Here is an 18151-nt window from a genome sequence, read left to right as displayed (position 1 = left end):
CCTACTCCCGTCGGCCTCGCTGGGGAGAGGGTCACACATCGTTGCCATACGCCACCAGAGTGCGTACGGCGTCTGCTGGACTTTGGCCGTTAATGGGCTGCGACTGGCAGTCGAGGTGGCATCTCGTCCCAGGTCGCTCCGTCGAGTTCGCGTCCCCCTGACTTCGGGCTGCGGCCACCCCATTGCTTGAAGAAGAAGGGCACTCCGGCGTGGTTGCAGGCGTCGCGGATGTCCACCAGCCACTCCTCCTCTACGGGGCGATGGTGGGGCCCGGACTCGCCTCCGGCGATAACCCAGCCGATGCCGTCCAGTTGCAGACCGGTAAGCGGACCGAGAAGAGGCTCACAGGACAGGAAGCGCACAGCAGCAGGCACTTGTCGAAGGTCGTCGACACGATCCAGGTGCTCTGCGTCTTCGACGGAGACGCCCATCCACAGGTTTGAGGGCCAGTCGAGTTCGTCGGCAACGCGCCGCAGCCTGCGGGCCCTCTTGGTCAGTAGTTGGTAGGTGTGCTGGGGGGTCTCGGCAATCACCTGGAAGACCTGCCGGACGAAGTCCAGAGGGACCTTGGCGTGGAAGAGGTCGCTCATGGAATTGACGAAGACCATTCGTGGGGCCTTCCACTGGTGGGGAATGGCCAATGCGTCTGGGTGAGGGCTGAGGCCGAAGCCCGGGCCGGACGTCCTGGGATCCCCGTCAGTCTGGTACTTGGCGACACCCATGGCCTTGAGGCGCCTGGATAACGTCAAGGCGTAGCAGTTGTCACACCCGGGGGAGATCCGGTCGCATCCTGTGGTGGGATTCCAGGTCGCCTCGGTCCACTCGATTGTGCTGCGATCGCCCATGGGTCCCCTCCCGTAGCGGGTGGACGCTGGTCATCAGCGTCTTTCCCACCCGGCGCTTCGACTGCGCTGCCTAACGAGCGACGTGCCGAACTGACACGCGATCGATCACGCCATCCTTCCCGTCGAACGTACGTTCTGTGAAGGGGGTGTTGGGGCCGAACCTGAGCTGCCGGGGTAGTAGTCAGCAAAGCGGGACTCGGGGATGGCCACTCCCTTGGCGTGACCGGGCCGGAGGAGGAGGTACTGGCCCAGGAACGGACTCGCGATCAGTTGGTGCACGTTGCCTCCAAGTCGTCTGGCAGAAGGTGGGGCGGGTCCGTGCAGAGGTGGAGTCGGGGGAACTCCTCGGACCCGCCCCGCTCACCGGCCCCCTGTCCTTCGGTTGGCCGGCCGGTGAGGCTGGAGGGCCCCGACGCGGGGATCTATGAGGCAGTGGCCAGATCGTCGAGCAGCTCGTCGAGGCCGACGACACGGAACGACGTGAGGCGGCGAACCAACTGCGAGGCGAGGAACGTCCCGATGTTCGGATGGCCGTACGGCAAGGGAGCATCCGGCTGTGCGATGACCTTCACACCGCCCTCGTCCAGGCCGTACAGAGTGCCGTGCACGCCGTACAGGGGCGCGCTCCTGACCAGGAACACCGTCGGGTCGTCCTCCAGGTGCGGACAAAGCCTCGCGGCAGCACGGGTGTGCCTGGGGCACACCGGAGGTTGATTGGTGAGGATGCTCGGCCGACTTGGATCGTGATCCCGGGGGCCGGCGAGAAAGATGAAGCCGAGGGGCGTGCGGGCGGGGCCTGTGCAGACCTGGCAGGTGAGCGTCTGCATGCACACCATCTGCCGGTGGGGGTGCATCAGCTTCCACTGCGGCACACCGGAGATCCGGCCTTCGGCATCGACGGGGTTCCACCCGCACCGGGCCCAGAGCACGCCTCGCGGGTCTCGGTCCCGGGGGTCCTCGTCCGCGTAGTACAGCCGCGGGCCGGAGGAGTGGCGCGTGATGAGGAGGTTGTCCGGTGCCGCGTCCTCCCCTTCTCGCTGGGTGATGTACGGGACCAAGGAGAGGTTCTTGCCGCGCGGCTCGACGGCCCGCGGGTTGTACGTGAGGCGAAGGGACGGGAAGGTCACGGCGCCTCCGTCAGGCACTGGTGGGCCACCAGGCGTTCAATGAGTGCGTCGAGCGTCCACGCCATACGTCGGATGTGTCCGACGGCACGTCGGTGATCCGTTGGCACTTCCTCGGACCGGATGGTGCGCCCGCGCTCGACGAGGTCGGCTGTTTGCTCGTCCCTCTCAGCCGCCTTGGAGACCACGGCGAGGTGGACGAGTCGCATCAGGTGGCCGCCAAGGCGCTGCGCGTGCTCGTCGACCTCGTGCTCGGTGGGCGTGTAGTCGTCCAGGACGGCTGCCACGTCATCGAGCAGCAAGCCGTCGACATACGGGGCCCAGCACTGCACCTTCTCCAGGACCCTTCTCAAACCGGCCTCGGTGAAGGGCGGTACGGCGGCTCGCACGGGATGGGACCAACCGGGGCGGAGGGTGGTGGCCGTCATCGCCCCGACTCCTCTGGCACAGCGAGGCGTAGCCGGTAGGTAGCTCGTACGGGGGCGGGCACGGTGATCTCCTCTACGCGAAGTCGGCGATCCGGACGGCTCTGGAGAGGGCCGGCCATCGGCTTCGAGGCTCCCGTCGCGGTAGGGGCGTTTCCACGCCGCCGATACGCCGTCTCCCCGCCGTCCGGGCGGCGGAGAAGCGTCGGGGGGACGGCGTGGAGACGCGCTGCGGACAAGCGGACCCTGTGGGGCACGCCCATTCGTACGACCGGAAGAGCGACCGCGATGCTGAACGACTCAAGCCCGGCAGTGCACAGTCCGCACATGCACTGGATGCCCCTGACCGGTCGGTGCGAGCCGCTCTCCCTGGCCCGTGACCGGGTTCGTACCGTCCTGGCCGGCGTCGTCCTCAGCGTGGACGACGCTGTGCTGGTCGTATCCGAGCTGGTGGGCAACGCAGTGCGACACACGACTGCCGGCCCTGACCGTCTGACCATCGAGATCGACGGGGATCAGGTCGTCGTCGCGGTCCACGACCCGGAGCCTGACGACGGTCGGGTGCACCTGTCGGAGACGGCTGCGGATCCGCTTGCCGAGTCCGGCCGTGGACTGTGGCTGGTGCAGACGCTGGCACGTCGGTGGTATGTGGAGACCACTGCCGTCGCCAAGGCGGTCGTTGCCGTCCTGCCGCGCGGGAAAGCAGCGATCAGCCGAGCGGCAGGCTCTTGACGACGTTCCACCGGTAGGTGCGTTCCTCGCGTCGCAGTTGCACCAACTGCACTTCCTGGACGTGCAGATCGACTGGTGCAAGGCCGCGGAGGGGGGTGACGGCCTCGATGACCGGGGCAGCGGGGCGTGGCCGGTTGTTGTAGGCCAGGCTCAGGTGGGGGCGGAACAGCGCGGTCGGCTTCCGGGGAGTCAGCTCCAGGGAAGCCATGGACTCGCTGAGGGCCGCGTGCAGCGCCAGTACCGGGCCCCAGGGCGCGACCGTCAGGCGTACGGCTCCCCGAGAACCCGCGAGCGGGACCGCCCGCAGGCCGAAGGCCGCCGGGAGAAGCGGTGCCGCCGCGCTGATGACGTCATCGAGACGGCTCAGCGGCAGCGCTGCGGCGGAACCGACGCGTGTGAGCGTGATGTGCAACCCGTCGTCGGGGACCGGATCCAGGCCAAGCGGCGCGAGGTGCTGCTGACAGCGAAGAGCGAGGTCGGCCAGCGCTGGGCTGTCCGGGAAGGTGAGCATCCAGTAGTACGCCCGGGTCTGTGCCGTCCAGCCGGGCCGGTCCCAGTGATCGACCATGGTCTCCACGGCGTCGAAGGCGCCCTGGTCGTGCGCCGCAATCACCGCCGGGTCACTCAGGTCGGCCGGCGGGTGGGCAGGGAAGGCTGCGGGATCGGCGCTGAGCTGGACGTGCGGCCAAGACACCCGGCGAACTCCTCCGTGATCACCCTGCCTCAGCAGGCGGGAACTGACAGCCCCAGGCGCGGAGCTGTTCGCCATACTCGCGCACTGCCGGCCGGGACCGCCAAGGGGCTGCTCGCTCGTACAGGTCCCGGGAGCGTTGTCGCACCGAGCTGATCGGCAGCGGGCTGGCCAGAGTGATCGCCTGTTGCCCGAGGGACATGGCGTGCTCCACGTCCGGTGCTCGCTGTTGAAGCATCGCGGTGGCCACGTCGAGGCGGACCAGCGAGCGGCTCCACGCGGAGTCGGACTTCTCGACCAGGTCGTCGAGGTTCTCGGCGTCTCGCAGCACGTGCCCGGTGTCCTGCAGAGCGACACGGGCGGTCAGCGCATTGGCCAAGGTGCGGGCCCGCCCATACGGCGAGAAGGAGATGCAGGAGGTCAGGCCAGGAGCCACGTCATGCTGATCGGAGAGCTCCAGAGCCCGCCCGATGGCCCGCTCGGCCTGGGCCCGGTCATCGAGCTTGCCGAGCGCCCGGGCCCGGCCGTTGACCAGCAGCCGGATGGCCTGCGGGTGGTTCGGCGCCCGGTCCACCGCAGCGGCGGCCCGCGCGTCGGCCTCGTCGTAGCGGCCTGCGTAGTACGCCGCGAAGGACTGGGTGCCGCAGGCCCACAGCTCGGTGTCGAGATCGCCGATCGCCCGACTCAGTTCCAGCGCTTCGGCGCAGTACGCCTCAGCCAGGGTGAACGCGCCGGTGTTCACCGCCATGTAGCCGAGCAGTCCGCCGACGCGTGCGGCGATCCGGAACAGTTCCCTGCGCGCGGCCGGAGGTTGCTGACCGGCGAGCAGGGTGTGCCCCATGCTGTGCAGGCTCTTCGTCTGCCCCCACAGGCCGTCCGGCCCGCCCTTCTCGTACCGCTCGGTGATCGCCTCAATCCGGGAGGAGAGAAAGGACAGAGTGGTCTGGTCGACGTTGCCGCAGGCCAGCTGGCGGGCTCGGGCGACAATGTCCGTCGGATCGTCGGAGGGGGCGGTCGGGCCGGGCTGGGGAGAAGGTGGAACGTCCGCAGGTGGGGGTTCTGGGGCGGACGGCGGATAGGCCGAGGGCGACGCGAACAGGTCGCGGGCAGTCCTGCCCAGCAGCTCCTCCAAAATGCGGCACGTGTCGGGGCGGGGAAGCTGCTTCAGTTCCCCACTCATCCACCGGTCGAACTGCCGCGATGAGACCGCGACCGAGGCCAGCCGAGGGTCATCCGCCTGCTTGGCCAGGTTCTTGGCCGCGCGGGAGAATTGCACCTCGAATGCCGTGTAAGTCGTGAGGTGGCGCTCTTCGAGTAACTGCCGAAGCAGCGTGTTCCGGGGCATGGAAGACCTCCCAACACGTCGGCGGAACCAGGGGCTCCTCGGCAAACGGCACGCACGCCGGACCGTGCGGCGTACGGGATGTCCTACGCAAGAGTGCCGACGCAAAGCGCAACTGGGCAATATGTCTGGCTAAGTTGGCCCGTTCGGGTTGTCCGCCGATGGGTGGATGGACAGACTGCCTTCATGGCACTGAAGAGGAAGCTGGCCCCTCAGTCGGTCTACCGACGCCAGCTCGCCACACGGCTGCGCGAGTTGAGGGAGGCGTCCGGCCTGACCCTCACCGAGGTGTCGAAACAGATCGAGGTCAACCAGGGGTCTCTCAGCCGGATCGAGACCGGCGAGCGCGGCACCACCCCGATACTGGTCCGGGCTCTCCTCGACTGCTACGCCGTCGCCGACACCGAACTGCGTGACGACATCCTCGACCTGGTGCGTGCCGACAAGGAGCAGCAGAAGCCCTGGTGGCGGAAGTACTCCACGGTTCTTACCCCGACCCGCTACGACGGTTACCTCGCCCTGGAGGCAGGTGCCATCGGGCTGGCCAACTACCAGCCCCTGCTCGTTCCCGGCCTGCTTCAGACGGAGGACTACGCTCGCGCAGTCATCGCCCAGATGCGTCCCGAACTCACTTCTGTCCAGGTGGACGCCCTGGTCAAGGTACGGATGGAACGCCAGGAAAGCCGCCTGTCCGGCGAGCATTCCACCGACCTGTGGGCCGTCCTGGACGAAGCCGTCCTCCACCGGTTTATCGGCTCTCCCGCCGTGATGCGCCAGCAGTTCGCCCACCTTGTCCAGGCCGGCGAGCAGCCCAACGTCATCATCCAACTTCTCCCGTTCTCCGCCGGCGCCCACCCCGGCCTCTACGGGCCCTTCGTCATCCTCACCTTCCCCCAGCCCACGGCACCGCTGGTCTGGCTGGAGAACCCCAACAACTCCGTGTACCTGGAGTCCGAGAGCGACATCCAGAACTACACGGACATCTTCGACCAGCTCAGGGTCTCGGCCCTCAGCCCCGCCGAGACCCGTACCCATCTCACCCGCACCGCCGAGGAGCTTGAACCGTGAGCACGCCCCCGCCCCGCCGCCTCCACGCCGAGGAACTTCATAAGGCGCGCTGGCGCAAGAGCTCCTACAGCGGCGGCGCCAACGATTGCGTCGAGATCGCCGACCTCGGTGCGTACGCAGCGGTACGCGACTCAAAAGACCTTGAACTGTCACCGGTGATTCTCAGCCGCTCCGCCCTGAATGATCTGCTGGGCCATTACACGGACGGCGAAACTTGCGTCGGCTGAAACCCTGGCCAATCCGCACGTGCACCGTGTCGGCAGCCACCTGGGAGTGCCCGCGTGAGTGACCAGCACGACAAGCCGTTCCTCCAGATCGTCGTCTGCGCGGCCGGGGTCGCCGCCGACGTCGGCCGACTGATCACGGCAGCCCAGGAGCGGCACTGGGACGTCGGCGTCGTAGCCACCCCGCAAGGGCTCGGCTTCCTTGACGCGGCGGCGGTGGAGGCCCAGACCGGCCGCCCCATCCGCTCGGCCTGGCGGACACCGGGGGAGCCGCGCCCGAGCCGTACTGCAGATGCCATCGCGGTCGCCCCGGCCACGTTCAACACGGTCAACAAGTGGGCCGCCGGGATCTCCGACAACCTCGCGCTGGCGATCCTGTGCGAGGCACCCGCCACGGGTGTTCCCGTCACCGTGCTGCCGTACCTGAACTCCGCCCAGGCTGCCCATCCGGCATACCGCCGCAGCCTGGACGTGTTGCGCGAGATGGGTGTCCTGATCGGCTCCTACGAGCCTCACCGGCCGAAGGCCGGCGGCGGGGCCGACCGCTACCGCTGGGAGGAAGTGCTGGAACTGCTCGCTCCCAGGCTGTCCACGCGGTCGTGATCAGCGCCTTCGTGCCTGCGGCGGTCGCGGGGGCGCGACCGCAGATGCTTCGTGGCCCGACGGGTTGGGTCGTGGTGACCTTTCGGCCTGCACAGTGCTGCGGTCCTGTTCTGCGCGGTCGCTGGGCGCGGGTCGTGCGATAAGGCGCTGCGTTCTCCAGGTCAAGGTCCTGGCGGGGGAGCGGGCGTCGTCCAGGGCTCGTTGGTCGACCGCCTGCTTGAGGAGTCGCTCCGGGTCGTGGCCGAGTGCTTCCGCTTCGGCGAGCGCGGCGGTGAGGGCGTCGACAGCGGGATCTGACAGGACCTGTTCCGCGTGCTCGGGCAGGGCCCGGCGGATGTGGCGCATGTACCGGTTCACCGCTTGTTGGGGCGGTCGATGCTGGACAAGAGCGGTCAGGGGCGCGCCTGCTGCCTCGTCGTAGGCGGCTTGGAGGTGGAGCAGGGCCTGCTGCGCGGCGGTGACCTGCTGGTCGTGGTGGCGGAGCTGGTGCCAGCGCGTGGCCGCGACGGTGACGAGGATCGCGGCGTCGAGGAGCATCGCCAGAGCCGTGCCGTCCCCGGGGGCGGGCTCGCGGAGCATCGCCCGTGCGGCGCTTCGCAGGGCGCGGGCGTGATGGTGTTCGGCCTGGACGCGGGATCGGGTGGCGCGCTCGAAAGCGGAAGCTGCCCCGCGGAGCTGGGCGCGGAGGGGTGCGGGAGCGAGGAGGGGCAGGGCGTCGAGAGCTTCACCGAAGGCGGCGAGGTGGGCCTGGGAGGCTCGGTCGTCGTATCCGCTGAGGTGGTGGGGGATGCGTTCGGCGGCTGCGGTTGCCCGGTGCCAAGGGTTGGGCCTGCGCCTCCCCGGCCCGTCGGCGGGCTGCGGGTCAGTGGCCTCCAGGCGTGCTCGGATCTTGGGGAAGGACAGGTCCGGCGCGAGTTCGGAGCCGGAGAACCAGATCGGTTGCCTGCCTGCCGTGGTGGTGTCTTCGCTGGCGACCTTGTAGCCACGCACATCGCCAGAAGGGAAGTACACGACTTCGACCAGCACGCCCTCGGTGTGGCTGAGCAGGCCGATGAACTCGTCGGTGCTGGTGGTGGCGGCCACGGCGGTGCGGACGATGGTGCGCAGGCGTTCGCGAGCCGGCTTCTCCTGGCCCTGGCGGTGTGCCTTTTCCTGTTCGGCGCGGGTGGGGCGCTTGGCGGCGGTGCGGTCGCCGCGGGTGACTTGGAAGAGGCCGTATTCCGCTTCGATGGCGGCGAGTTCGCGGTCGGCGGTCAGGTAGTCGTTCCAGTGGCGTGCGGTGCTCAGGTCGCCACGAACCTTGGTGGCGGCGATGTGGATGTGGTCGGGGGCGTGGCGGACGGCGACCCAGCGGCAGCCGTCCGGGTCGTCTTGTGGCGCGAGGCCGGTGGCGGCCACGACGCGGTGGGCTATGTCGGCCCACTCCTCGTCGCTGAGGTGGCGGTCGGTTGTGGCGGCACGGATAGAGCAGTGCCAGACGTGTCGCTCGGGAGCCCGGCCAAGTCGGCGGGCTTGCTTGACGCGCAGGTCGAGGTCGGCCACCAGGAGCTTCTTTGTGGCGGTGAAGTCGTCGGTGCGGCCGGGGTCGGGAGCGAAGCCGTCCCAGGAGGCGACGAGGTGGGGGTCGATGTGGTCTTCGGCCTTCTTGGTGTCGAACAGGTAGCGGATCAGACCGGCCGTGTCCTTACCGCTGCTGATCTTGGCGATCACCGGGCTGCCTTGTTGGTGACGGCCTGGTTCGCCGCTGCCGCGATCTCGCTGATGGCAGTACGGACCGCGACCAGGGTGCGTTCGGTCTGGGCGAGGGCGGCGGTATCCCCAGGGTGTGGATGGCCGCCGGAGTTGAGTTTCCGGGCGATTTGGTTGGCGTTGTTGCCGATCTTGGCGATCTGCTCGCGCAGGGCGGTCAGCTCGTCGATGTAGTCGTCCAGCGGAGTGCGCTGGCCGGGTAGGGCGAGATCGCCGTGGATGTGGGCCATGACGACGGCCCCGACGTAATGGGCGCCGGCGATGTTGAGCGACCGGGCTCTGGTGAGGATGGCGGCCTTCTCTTCGACGCTGTAGCGCACGTCGACGCGCTCCTTGCGCTGGGTGTCTTTGCGCTTGCGGCGACGGGCGATGCGGTGCAGGGCGGCGGCTTCGGCGGCGCGCGGCAGCGCGACAGCGGCGGCGTTGGCGCGGTGTTCCCCCTCGGGTGCCCCCTGGCGTCCGAGGGTCTCCGCCACCCCCGGGGCGGAACTCCCGTTGGACCGACCCTTGGACGGTCCAACGGCATACCTTGCTGGCTGGGTGACGCTTGTGGTCATCTCCCGCTGTCCGGCGGGCAGCTCACGTCGGGCTTCGCGCATCGGGGCAGTCCTTACTAGGAGTCGGCGGACGGGATGTGCCTGGGGTGGTCGGCTCCGCCCTTTGTCCACTCGCTGAGCAGCGCGATGACGGGAGGTACCGACCGGTCAGCGCGCTAGGAGACGCGCTCGGGCGCACGGTCGAGTTCGGCCTGCAGGCGGCGGGTGATCTCGGCGAGGCGGTCTTTGCCGACGGGGTAGCCCTGAGCCCGGATCGCCGCTTCGACGTGGCGGCGGGAGATACGTCCTTGGCGGCCCAGGGGCGCGGCGCGGCCGAGAGCCAGGAGCGTTTCCGTGGAAGCGCTGGGCTGCCGACCCTTGATCGGGCTGTGGGGCTGACGCGCATCCGCCACTTCGGCCGGGGGGTCCGCCACGTCTGCGATGTCCTCCGCCACAACTTCGGGCCGTGCTTGTGCCGCGTTCTTCGAGGCCTCGGCCGTGTCGGTGTTCAGAGCGGGCCGCCGCACGTTCTCGACGTGAGTGTGGCGCTGATCACTGACCGGTTCAGTCGAGGGCCGTCCGGTGGGGTGGCGGCGTATGACAAGATCCAGGTGGACGGCTCCGGCGAGCGCGAGCGGGGCGATGGCCGACAGGGCGCCGACGGTGACGTCGTCCAGGTGGAGCCCGGCTGCGTCGCCCTCCTGGTTGAGACGGACGGCGTGCAGGGCGTTCGCCCAGATGCTCGTGATGGTGGCAATGCCGACGAGGGCCCAGACGTAGAGGCGAGATCGCCAGGGGGCGGCGCGCAGGATGAGCAGGGCCGCAACGCCGATGGCGATGAACCCGTCGATCACGAGGGGGAAGGCGTACGTCAGCATTCCGCGGATGTGGATGGCCACTGCCATCTGCCGCAGGGCGTCGTACGAGAGGGCGAAGCCGATCGTGCCGACCAGAGCGACTCCCAGGCGGATCGCGGCGGTCATGGTCGATACTGGGGTCGCGGTGGTGCGTACGGGCAAGCGGGTTCTCCAAGCGGGGAGGGCTGGTGGGCAGCGAGGTGGCGGACCCGTCGCACCCGTCGCACGGCTGGTCAGAGCAGGTACGGGTGACCGTCGAGGTACGAGACGACTCGTCGCAGCGACGACACCCGTCACGGGGTTGACCTGCGATGCGACGGGTGCGACGAGTCTTTACGGGTGCGGGCCCGGCTCCATCGGCGTGCTCTCGTCACCGCTCTTGGAGGCGGACTCCTCCGGGCAGTACCGCGCCCAGGCGTCGGTGAAGCGGAGGCGTGCGAAGCCCTTGGCCTGCCTGCCACCCTCGAAACGGAGGGTGGCGGCCTTGATGTCGAAGTCCTTCAAGAGGAGCCCAAGATGGCGTGGGCTGAGGCCGGTGGTGCCGTACTCGGCCCACGGAGCCTCCTGGTCCTTGAGAAGCTCCTCCAGCAGGTCCCGGGTACGCATGATGTCCGGGTCGCCGCAGCGGGCGAAGGCGCGCCGGATGTCCTGCAGCAGGCGGGTCTTGAGATTGGACTCGTCGTCCTTGTCCGCCTCGGCGGCGCACATGGCCGCGCACGCCGCGCGCGCGTCCTCGGGCCAGGTACCGCCGGCCAGCTCCGCAACGATCACGAGCGGTTCCCAGGTGTCCGCCGCGCGGTCCTGCACCGGCATCCGCGGTACCAGGCCCTCGGCGCTGTCCAGGAGCGGACGGAGCCACGCCTCCAAGCGGTCCCGCACAGCGTGCAAGGCTGGGATGTCGCGGCGGGAGCGGAACTGTTCGACGCGCTCGCCGTCCTTGCGGCGCTGCATGCGGATCACCACCGCCCGGTCCATGACCGTGTCCGGCAGGGCGCCGATGCCGGCAAGCGCGGCCATGGCGAAGGTGGGGAACTTCCGCGTCTTGTGCTCGGGGCCGGAGATCCGCAGGGCGGGCCGGTTGCGCTGGTGGCCGGCGTTGAGCAGGCCGCGCAGTTCCTCGTTCTTCTCGGCGGCCTTGATGCTGCCAAAGATGGTGTCGGCCTCGTCCACCAGCAGAGTGGGCGGGTCCTCACCGATGGCGCGAAAGACGACAGCCGGGCTGGTGTTCACCGTGATCAGCGGGTCGTGCGCCGTCTCCGTGATCACATCCAGCAGTCGGGATTTCCCGCACCGCTTCGCGGGCCCGACCACCGCCAGGCGCGGTGCGTGCTGCAGTGCGGGCTGGATGTGCGTGGCCGCCACCCACAGCGTGACGGCGGTCAGCGCGTCACCGTTGGGCAGGATCACGTATCGGGCGATCGCCGCCCGGAGCTCGTCCAGCAGTGCTGCGCCCTCGTTGGCGCTGTATGGCTGGTTACCCCCGGAGGACGGGGGCTCGGTCGCATCGCCCTGGCCGGGGACGGCCACGGGTGGCCAAGGCAGAAGGCTGGCGGGTGCGGTGGGGGTCGGAGAGGTCGTAGATTCATCCACAGGCGTTCCTCCCTGGTGGGCCGGACGGGCAAGGTCCGGATTCACCGAGACAGATCGTTTTCTGGCAAGGGGCGATGAGGGCAGGGACCGCGCGGCTCCCGGCGGTGGCTCGCCGGGAGCCGCTTCGCTTTCCCTGTGGGGCGGTCTCAGACGGCGAGGTCGTACGCGGCCTGGGCGTTGAGCCAGGCGTCCACCTCGGCCCAGCGGTAGCGCAGGTGGCGGCCGACCTTGTGCACGTTCGGGCCGATGCCCCGGTACTTCCACTGGTAGAGCGTCTTCACCGGCACCCCGAGGTACTCGGCAACTTCCGCCGGGGCGGCCAGGGGGCCGCGTCGGTTGGGGTCGGCAGAGGTGTGGGCAGGGCGGGGGGAAAGGCTCGGCATAGGGCTCCCTTTCGGTTTCGGACAACTGCGTGGACAACACAGCCACACCCTGGGCGGAGAAGTCCAGAGTTGGTTCTAGAAGACTCCAGAAGTTCCCGTTGGTGAGCACGGGAGGCAATACCGTAAGGGCGAATTGGCGGTTGACCAAAAAATCGGCGCCAGGGTGACAGGCTGTTCGTAAGCCCAGGTGATGGTCCATCGTCGATGGATGCAGTCAGCTACACTGCGCTCGCTTTCCGGCGAGCGTAATCTGCAGCGGAGCCCTCTGGGTGTCGCGTGTGAGGCATTAGTCGGGGCGGTCGTTGATTCGGCGGTGCGCGACTTCTGTAGGGTTTAAGAACCAACTATTGCCAAAAAGGTCGGCCGCACGTTACAGCTACGTGTTATGGCAACTCGACCCATAGAAATCGGCCCTGCCGGTCTCCATACCGCCCAGGCGATAGAGCACGTGCGCCTCAACCGCGGCCTCACTCAGCAGCAACTCGCGGCTGGCTGTGCGGCTCTGGGGCGCCCGATGACCAACACCGCTCTCAGCCGTACGGAACGCGCCCGCCGCCGTTGTGACGTCGACGACCTCGTGGTGATCGCTGCCGTGCTCGGGGTTCCTCCGACGGCCCTGCTTCTTCCGTTCGCCTCTTCACCCGGTACCGATCGGGAGGGACGCTAGTTGGCCCGCGTCTGGATCGAGGACCGCATCGGTCACGCGGCTTACGCGCGTGCGGTGACCGAAGCCAAGCGAGTGGGGCGCACCCCACCTGGGCGCTACCGGGTTCGCTGGTATGGCCCGGACGGCAAGCCGAAGATGAAGACCTTGGCCCGCAAGGTCGATGCCGACGCCGAGCGATTGAAGGTGGAGTCGCGTCTCAACGACGGCTCCTACCGCGACCCGGCTGCCGCGCGCGCCAAGTTCGCTGAGGTCGCGGACTCATGGCTTGCCGCCCAGATTCACCTGAAGCGTTCCACGCGCAACCGGTACCGGGGCGTGCTGGACGTCCACGTGGTCCCCAGGTGGGGCACCACCTCCCTCGACCGTATCCATTTCGAGGACATCGCCGAGTGGCTGGCGGACCTGCTTTCCGGCCAGGCGACGGGAGGCCGGAAGCTCAGCCCGCGATCGGTCCGCAAGGCGTATGTGGTGCTGAGCCGTGTCCTCGGTTACGCGGTCAAGGCCCGACGCCTGGCCGTGAATCCCGCCCTCGGGGTACCCCTGCCGAAGCCGGCTCCGACCGACCACGTGTACCTCGACGACATGCAGGTCGAGGCACTGGCGAACGCGGCAGGTGCCTACCGGGTGTTCGTCCAGCTCTTGGCCTACACCGGTCTGCGGTGGGGTGAAGCGTCGGCGTTGAAGGTGGGCCGTGTGGACCTGGCTGCCTGCAGAGCCCACATCGTCGAGGCGTACGTCGAGGACAACGGCAAGCTCTACCTGGACACCCCCAAGAACCACGAGCGCCGGTCCGTGCCGATCCCGCGCTTCCTTGCCGAGGAGCTGAAGCCCCATGTCGAGAAACGGGACGATGAGGAGTTGCTCTTCACGGCCCCTCAGGGCGGTCCCCTGCGGGCACGCAACTTCCGTCAGCGGTTCTTCGCGCCGGCGGTCACTCGGGCGGGGCTGGGGCATCTCAAGGTCACGCCGCACAAGCTGCGGCACACGGCAGCCTCGCTGGCCATCGCCAGTGGCGCGGACGTCAACGTCGTTCAGACGATGCTGGGTCACAAGTCGGCGACTCTGACCCTGGACACGTACGGACACCTCTTCCCGGACCGCCTGGACGAGGTGTCGAAGAAGATGCACAAGCGGCGCTCCAAGCAGTTGGCCATGGCGAAGGCCAAGCTGGAGAAGGCGGAGCGGAAGGCCCGAGAGGCCGCAGTAGCGGTGGCCGTTCTGGAGGAGGGCTCCGCGTGACGTGTGTCTGATCCGTGCTGGGAAACCGCGGTCAAGTGCGTCGTTCGTCGCTCCGCGCGGTGGCGCGGCGCACTCCGGACTGTCTTCGAGTCAGGTCAGCCGCGGCCGGAAGGCCCTTTCCCGTGCGCGGTCGACGGCCTCTGCGGTCGCATCGCCGGCCAGCCGCTCGATCTCCTCGGGTACCTCCCGTTGGTCAAGCACGAAGAGCCTGCCGTCGACGAGTCGAGTGGCCACCTTCCAGCCGAGACGTCCTCCGGCCTCCCGAGCGGCTCGTCGAAGGTCTTTGAGTTCACCCATCTCGGTAAGGTCCTCGCGGCCGAGAACCAGCTGGCCGTAGTAGCCCTCGTACATGGGGTTCAGGCCGGCGCGCATCAACGTCTCCAGCCGGTCGACCAGCTTCTCGTACCGGCGTCGGGCCAGCTCGTCCTCTGAGGGCATCTCGCACAGCTCCCCACCTCTGCCCGCAGCCGCGTGTGTGCCATATGTGTGCCGCGAGTACGAAGGCCCTCCCGTCCGGTGGACGGAAGGGCCTCTGACCAGGTGTTTCTCTGTGCCCCCGGCAGGATTCGAACCTGCGACACCCGCTTTAGGAGAGCGGTGCTCTATCCCCTGAGCTACGAAGGCCTGGGCGGTGGCTCGGCTGTGCCACCGCCGACAGTGTAGCGGGTGGTCAGGTCGGCGGGACGGGGGTGAAGCGGCCCGCCGTGCGCAGGTCCGCCTCGATGCGGGTGGCCGTCCGGTGGAGGTCGGGGAGGATCTCCGTCACGCAGGCCTGAGCCGTCCGGCGGGCCGCGTGCATCGCCACGTCGAGGGCCGCCACGACGCGGCCCGTGCGGTCGCGTACCGGGACCGCGATGGAGCGCAGGCCGGCTTCCAGTTCCTCGTCGACCAGGGCGTAGCCCCGCGCCCGGACCTCTTCGAGGGCGGGGGGCGTTGCCGGGAGGCCGGCGAGGAGGACGCGGCCCGGGGCGGTCGCGTGGGCCGGGAGGCGGGAGCCCACGGTGACGCGGGCGCTCATCACGCGGCTCGTGGAGGCCCCCGCCGTGTACTGGATCTCCTCGCCCGAGTCCGACAGGACGGCGAGGGACGCGGACTCGTGGATCCGGGCCGCCAGTGCGGTCAGGTGGGGCTGGGCGATCCGGGGGAGCGAGAGCAGGGAGAGCGGCGGGAAGCCCAGGGACAGGACGCGGGGGGTGAGGGTGAAGGCGCGGTCGGGGGACTGCGCCACCAGGCCCGCGTGTTCGTGGGTGATCAGGGCCCGGCGGGCCGTCGCCCGGGACAGTCCCGTCGCCTTCGCGATCTCCGTGAGGGTCATGGCGGGCCTGCCCTCGCCGAAGGCCGTCAGGACGGTCAGGCCGCGGGCCAGGGACTCCACGAACTCCCGGCCCAGTTCCTGCTTCGACGCGCCCGTCCAGGTCGCCAGACCCGCGGGCGGCGGCCCCGGGGCCGGGGGCGGGGCGTGGCGCAGGTCGTCCTCCATCGACGTCACGGCCGAGCGCAGGCGGGGGAGCAGGGCGGCGCGCAGATCCGGTGCCGTGTGGCGGCTGGTGTGGCTCACCACGCTGGCCACGCACGCCACCCGGCCGGTGCCGGGGTCCCGTACGGGGACGGAGACCGCGACCAGGCCCGGTTCGATCAGCTGGTCGTCGAGGGCCCAGCCGTCGGCCGCCGCCCGCGCCGTACGGTGCTCGAAGTCGGCTCCGGCGGTGGCGTGTTCGCGTGGCGGTACGGACGGGAAGGTGCGGTCGTCCGGGTCCGCCGCCCGGCGGGCGTGCCAGCGGCGCCAGTCGGGCTCCGTCCACTCCGTGGCGAACAGCGGGCCCGGGGCGGTGCGTTCGGCGGGCAGCAGGTCGCCGATGCGGAAGCTCAGGGACATCGCCCGGCGGCGCGTGGCCTGGTGGATGAAGCGGACGCCGTCCCGGTCGCCGACCGCCAGGGACACCGACTCGTCCAGCTCGTCGGCGAGGGCGTCGGCCCGGTGGGACAGCAGGGCGGGCAGGCGCAGGGCGGCGAGATAGGCGTTGCCCAGTTCCATCAGGCGAGGGGCGAGGGTCACGTCGCGGCCGTCCAGGCGGACGTATCCCATGCGGGACAGGGTGGCGGTGACGCGGTCGACGGTGGAGCGGGCGAGGCCGGTGGCCTTCTCCAGCCCGCTGAGGCTGAGGGTGCCGCCGTCCGCCTCGGTCAGCCGCCGCAGTACGGCGATGCCGCGCAGCAGCGGCGCGACCGCCTCGGCCGGTGCGACGGCACCCCCGGCCTCCAGGGCACCCCCGGCCTCCACGGCGGCCCCGGTGCCCCCGGCGTCGCTGTCGGCGGTGTCGTTCGTGGTGTTGGCGGGCATCGGCTCTCCGGTACGGCGGTCGCGGCAGGCCTACCGTAATGCGGCGACCGGTGGGCCCTTTCCCTTGGCGGCCCGCCCCGGTGGCCCGCGGCTCAGCTCCGCGTGACCCGCACCTGGTGGTCGCCCTTCAGGTCCGCCCCCGACACCGTGATCGTGAGGCCCCGGCGCGGGTCCTTGAAGGTCTCGCCGGGGACGAAGGCGGCGTCCGAGAGTTCGGCGTGGACGTTGGGGCTGCGGGTGCAGCCGCCGCTGTCCCTGCGGGCGTCGAACACCGTCACCGGGCCCATGCCGGTGTCCACGTCCGCGTCGACCTTGTAGATCAGGACGCCCTCGCGGCAGACGGCCGCGTCGTTGCCCTCGCGGGTGCGCAGCTCGACCGCGTACCCGGACGTTCCGTCGAGCGGTACGACGACGAGCTTGTCGCCGCCCTTGCGGGCCAGCGGCGTCAGTGTGTACTCCGTCGTGCCCGGCTGCGAGGCGCAGTGCACCTGGGACGGTTCCAGCCAGCCCAGCTTCCACTTGTGCCAGCCGAGCAGGTCGTTGTCGGCGCCCCAGTCCTCGCTCATGATGTCCCAGTGGCCGACCGCGCCCCCGCCCTCCTGGGTGTAGAGGTCGGGGAGGCCGAAGACGTGGCCGTTCTCGTGGGGGAGCACGCGGTAGCCGGTCCTGTCGTAGGAGCCGGAGCCGTCGTCCTGGCGGGAGTAGACGAAGGACGCGTTCGCCACCGGGACGCCGTCGGCGACCGGGGCCTCGGCGTTGCCGGCGAAGGTGACGGACAGGACCGTGTCCAGGGCGGAGGGGCCCGCGTTCGGCGTCACCAGCACGTTGAGCAGGTCGTACGCGCGGAAGTCCACCTCCGCGTCGGCCACCGACACCAGGTCCTGCACCAGGTCCCGGTAGCCGGGGTCGAAGGGGGCGCCGCGCTCTATGCCGTACTCGGCGAACGACTTGGGCATGCGCAGCCAGTCGTCGACCGGGCTCTCGGGGCGGTAGTCGAGACGGCCGTAGGAGCTGGTGCGGAACCACTCCCGGGTCTGCGGGAAGAACTCCTCGTAGCGGTCGAGGGCGCTGCCCTCGCCGGGCGCGTCGGAGAAGTCGATCATCAGGTTCAGGGCGCGGACGGTGCCGGTGGAGCGGGCGTACGCGGACGAGGTGGGGACGCCCTCGGACATCTGGATCTCGGAGCCGCCGCTGATCATGCAGGGGCCGTGCGCGGAGGTGCGGGAGAGGCCGGCCGGGCCGGGGCCGGCCGTCGAGGCGCCGGGGGCGAGCCGGCCGGTGCCCGCCGAGGTGCTGACGGCGAGCGTCAGGACGGCGACGGTCGCTATCGCGGCCGGCCGGCGCAGGCGTATCCGACGGCTCGGTGGCCGCACCTGCGGCTGCGGCTGCATGCAGACCTCCCGGACCACGGCAGCCGCCGGTCACCGACTGCACCCTTGTGTTCACCCTGGGTCGACGGGTGGGCGGGCGCGCGCTGGGGCGGACCGATCGTGGGTTTCTCGCCGGTAGCCGCCGAGTGCCGTGCGCGGCAGGGGTGTTCGCGCCCCCGGCGGCCGGACGGCGGGCCGGTGCGGGCGGCTCGGCGAGACCCCGCGCAGGCATGTGACGCAGGTCACTGTGAATTGCCGCGCGGGCGGGAAATAACCGGGGACCGTCTCCCCGTTTAGCCCTGTGTCCGAGCGAAACGGGGAAACGATCCCCGGATCGCGACCCAGGCTTCACGCCACCCCAGTCC

19 protein-coding genes and 1 tRNA gene are annotated in these 18151 nt (G+C 69.7%); 6 read left to right on the top strand and 14 right to left on the bottom strand.

Going from position 1 to position 18151, the window contains the following annotated elements; translation table 11 throughout:
* Window positions 1-89: 89 nt before the first annotated feature.
* The 3 genes from AC0VYN_RS32665 to AC0VYN_RS32655 all read right to left on the bottom strand — a co-directional run bounded on the left by AC0VYN_RS32665 (window position 90) and on the right by AC0VYN_RS32655 (window position 2397).
* Entirely contained in the window at window positions 90-845 is a 756-nt protein-coding gene (locus AC0VYN_RS32665; RefSeq protein ID WP_469184366.1) for a DUF5131 family protein, read from the bottom strand.
* Window positions 846-1267: 422 nt separating this feature from the next.
* On the bottom strand, window positions 1268-1972 hold the full coding sequence (locus tag AC0VYN_RS32660) for a hypothetical protein (protein ID WP_469184368.1): 705 nt from the start codon (window positions 1970-1972) through the stop codon (window positions 1268-1270).
* Window positions 1969-2397 (bottom strand): DUF6415 family natural product biosynthesis protein, encoded by a 429-nt coding sequence (locus AC0VYN_RS32655; RefSeq protein WP_469184370.1) that lies wholly within the window; start codon window positions 2395-2397, stop codon window positions 1969-1971. The genes AC0VYN_RS32660 and AC0VYN_RS32655 overlap by 4 nt, the downstream gene beginning before the upstream one ends.
* Before the next feature lie 324 nt (window positions 2398-2721).
* Between AC0VYN_RS32655 and AC0VYN_RS32650 the strand changes: the two genes are divergently transcribed.
* Entirely contained in the window at window positions 2722-3126 is a 405-nt protein-coding gene (locus tag AC0VYN_RS32650; protein ID WP_475533880.1) for an ATP-binding protein, read from the top strand.
* Here the strand turns inward: AC0VYN_RS32650 and AC0VYN_RS32645 are convergent.
* Together AC0VYN_RS32645 and AC0VYN_RS32640 are read right to left on the bottom strand one after the other, a co-directional pair.
* Complete coding sequence (locus AC0VYN_RS32645) at window positions 3104-3820, bottom strand: 2'-5' RNA ligase family protein (protein ID WP_469184372.1); 717 nt, start codon at window positions 3818-3820, stop codon at window positions 3104-3106. The two genes, AC0VYN_RS32650 and AC0VYN_RS32645, sit on opposite strands and share 23 nt — an antisense overlap.
* Window positions 3821-3839: 19 nt before the next feature.
* Window positions 3840-5162 (bottom strand): tetratricopeptide repeat protein, encoded by a 1323-nt coding sequence (locus tag AC0VYN_RS32640; protein WP_469184374.1) that lies wholly within the window; start codon window positions 5160-5162, stop codon window positions 3840-3842.
* Between the two features lie 183 nt (window positions 5163-5345).
* Here AC0VYN_RS32640 and AC0VYN_RS32635 point away from each other — a divergent pair, with 183 nt between their 5' ends.
* From AC0VYN_RS32635 to AC0VYN_RS32625, 3 genes are read left to right on the top strand one after another with little or no spacing between them, the layout of a single operon-like run.
* Window positions 5346-6227: a helix-turn-helix domain-containing protein gene (locus AC0VYN_RS32635; protein WP_469184392.1), complete on the top strand. Its 882-nt coding sequence runs from the start codon at window positions 5346-5348 to the stop codon at window positions 6225-6227.
* Complete coding sequence (locus tag AC0VYN_RS32630; protein WP_408062599.1) at window positions 6224-6454, top strand: DUF397 domain-containing protein; 231 nt, start codon at window positions 6224-6226, stop codon at window positions 6452-6454. Before AC0VYN_RS32635 ends, AC0VYN_RS32630 begins: the two co-directional genes overlap by 4 nt.
* A gap of 54 nt (window positions 6455-6508) precedes the next feature.
* Window positions 6509-7054, top strand: coding sequence for a flavoprotein (locus AC0VYN_RS32625; protein WP_469184395.1), 546 nt, complete (start codon window positions 6509-6511; stop codon window positions 7052-7054).
* Here the strand turns inward: AC0VYN_RS32625 and AC0VYN_RS32620 are convergent, their stop codons facing one another.
* The 5 genes from AC0VYN_RS32620 to AC0VYN_RS32600 form a co-directional block, all read right to left on the bottom strand.
* Window positions 7055-8764: a relaxase/mobilization nuclease domain-containing protein gene (locus AC0VYN_RS32620; RefSeq protein ID WP_469184397.1), complete on the bottom strand. Its 1710-nt coding sequence runs from the start codon at window positions 8762-8764 to the stop codon at window positions 7055-7057. It lies immediately after the preceding gene.
* On the bottom strand, window positions 8761-9279 hold the full coding sequence (gene mobC, locus AC0VYN_RS32615; protein ID WP_366766648.1) for a plasmid mobilization relaxosome protein MobC: 519 nt from the start codon (window positions 9277-9279) through the stop codon (window positions 8761-8763). The genes AC0VYN_RS32620 and mobC overlap by 4 nt, the downstream gene beginning before the upstream one ends.
* Before the next feature lie 236 nt (window positions 9280-9515).
* On the bottom strand, window positions 9516-10322 hold the full coding sequence (locus AC0VYN_RS32610) for a DUF2637 domain-containing protein (RefSeq protein ID WP_366766647.1): 807 nt from the start codon (window positions 10320-10322) through the stop codon (window positions 9516-9518).
* A 207-nt stretch (window positions 10323-10529) separates the two neighbouring features.
* The gene (locus AC0VYN_RS32605) at window positions 10530-11786 is read right to left on the bottom strand and encodes a DUF3631 domain-containing protein (RefSeq protein WP_469184399.1); all 1257 of its coding nucleotides are present in this window, start codon (window positions 11784-11786) and stop codon (window positions 10530-10532) included.
* A 146-nt stretch (window positions 11787-11932) separates the two neighbouring features.
* Entirely contained in the window at window positions 11933-12169 is a 237-nt protein-coding gene (locus AC0VYN_RS32600) for a helix-turn-helix transcriptional regulator (protein ID WP_366766645.1), read from the bottom strand.
* A gap of 385 nt (window positions 12170-12554) precedes the next feature.
* Here AC0VYN_RS32600 and AC0VYN_RS32595 point away from each other — a divergent pair, with 385 nt between their 5' ends.
* Both AC0VYN_RS32595 and AC0VYN_RS32590 read left to right on the top strand, forming a co-directional pair.
* Entirely contained in the window at window positions 12555-12836 is a 282-nt protein-coding gene (locus AC0VYN_RS32595) for a helix-turn-helix domain-containing protein (RefSeq protein ID WP_087808844.1), read from the top strand.
* Entirely contained in the window at window positions 12837-14075 is a 1239-nt protein-coding gene (locus tag AC0VYN_RS32590; RefSeq protein ID WP_475533879.1) for a tyrosine-type recombinase/integrase, read from the top strand. It abuts the gene before it with no gap.
* A 90-nt stretch (window positions 14076-14165) separates the two neighbouring features.
* Here the strand turns inward: AC0VYN_RS32590 and AC0VYN_RS32585 are convergent, their stop codons facing one another.
* The 4 genes from AC0VYN_RS32585 to AC0VYN_RS32570 form a co-directional block, all read right to left on the bottom strand.
* Window positions 14166-14513 carry a hypothetical protein gene (locus AC0VYN_RS32585; RefSeq protein WP_469184410.1) on the bottom strand — a complete coding sequence of 116 codons (348 nt, stop codon included), beginning with the start codon at window positions 14511-14513 and terminating at the stop codon, window positions 14166-14168.
* Window positions 14514-14626: 113 nt separating this feature from the next.
* Window positions 14627-14699: transfer RNA gene (locus AC0VYN_RS32580), tRNA-Arg, on the bottom strand.
* A 46-nt stretch (window positions 14700-14745) separates the two neighbouring features.
* Entirely contained in the window at window positions 14746-16416 is a 1671-nt protein-coding gene (locus AC0VYN_RS32575) for an IclR family transcriptional regulator domain-containing protein (protein WP_475533878.1), read from the bottom strand.
* A gap of 92 nt (window positions 16417-16508) precedes the next feature.
* Complete coding sequence (locus AC0VYN_RS32570) at window positions 16509-17807, bottom strand: M6 family metalloprotease domain-containing protein (RefSeq protein WP_475533877.1); 1299 nt, start codon at window positions 17805-17807, stop codon at window positions 16509-16511.
* Window positions 17808-18151: the final 344 nt, after the last annotated feature.

The sequence above is a fragment of the Streptomyces sp. 63XJN7_1_ISO-PGPR-S23-121 genome (assembly GCF_056173025.1).
Note: the sequence above shows the minus strand (reverse complement) of the source record. Positions and strands in the feature narration are given on the sequence as shown.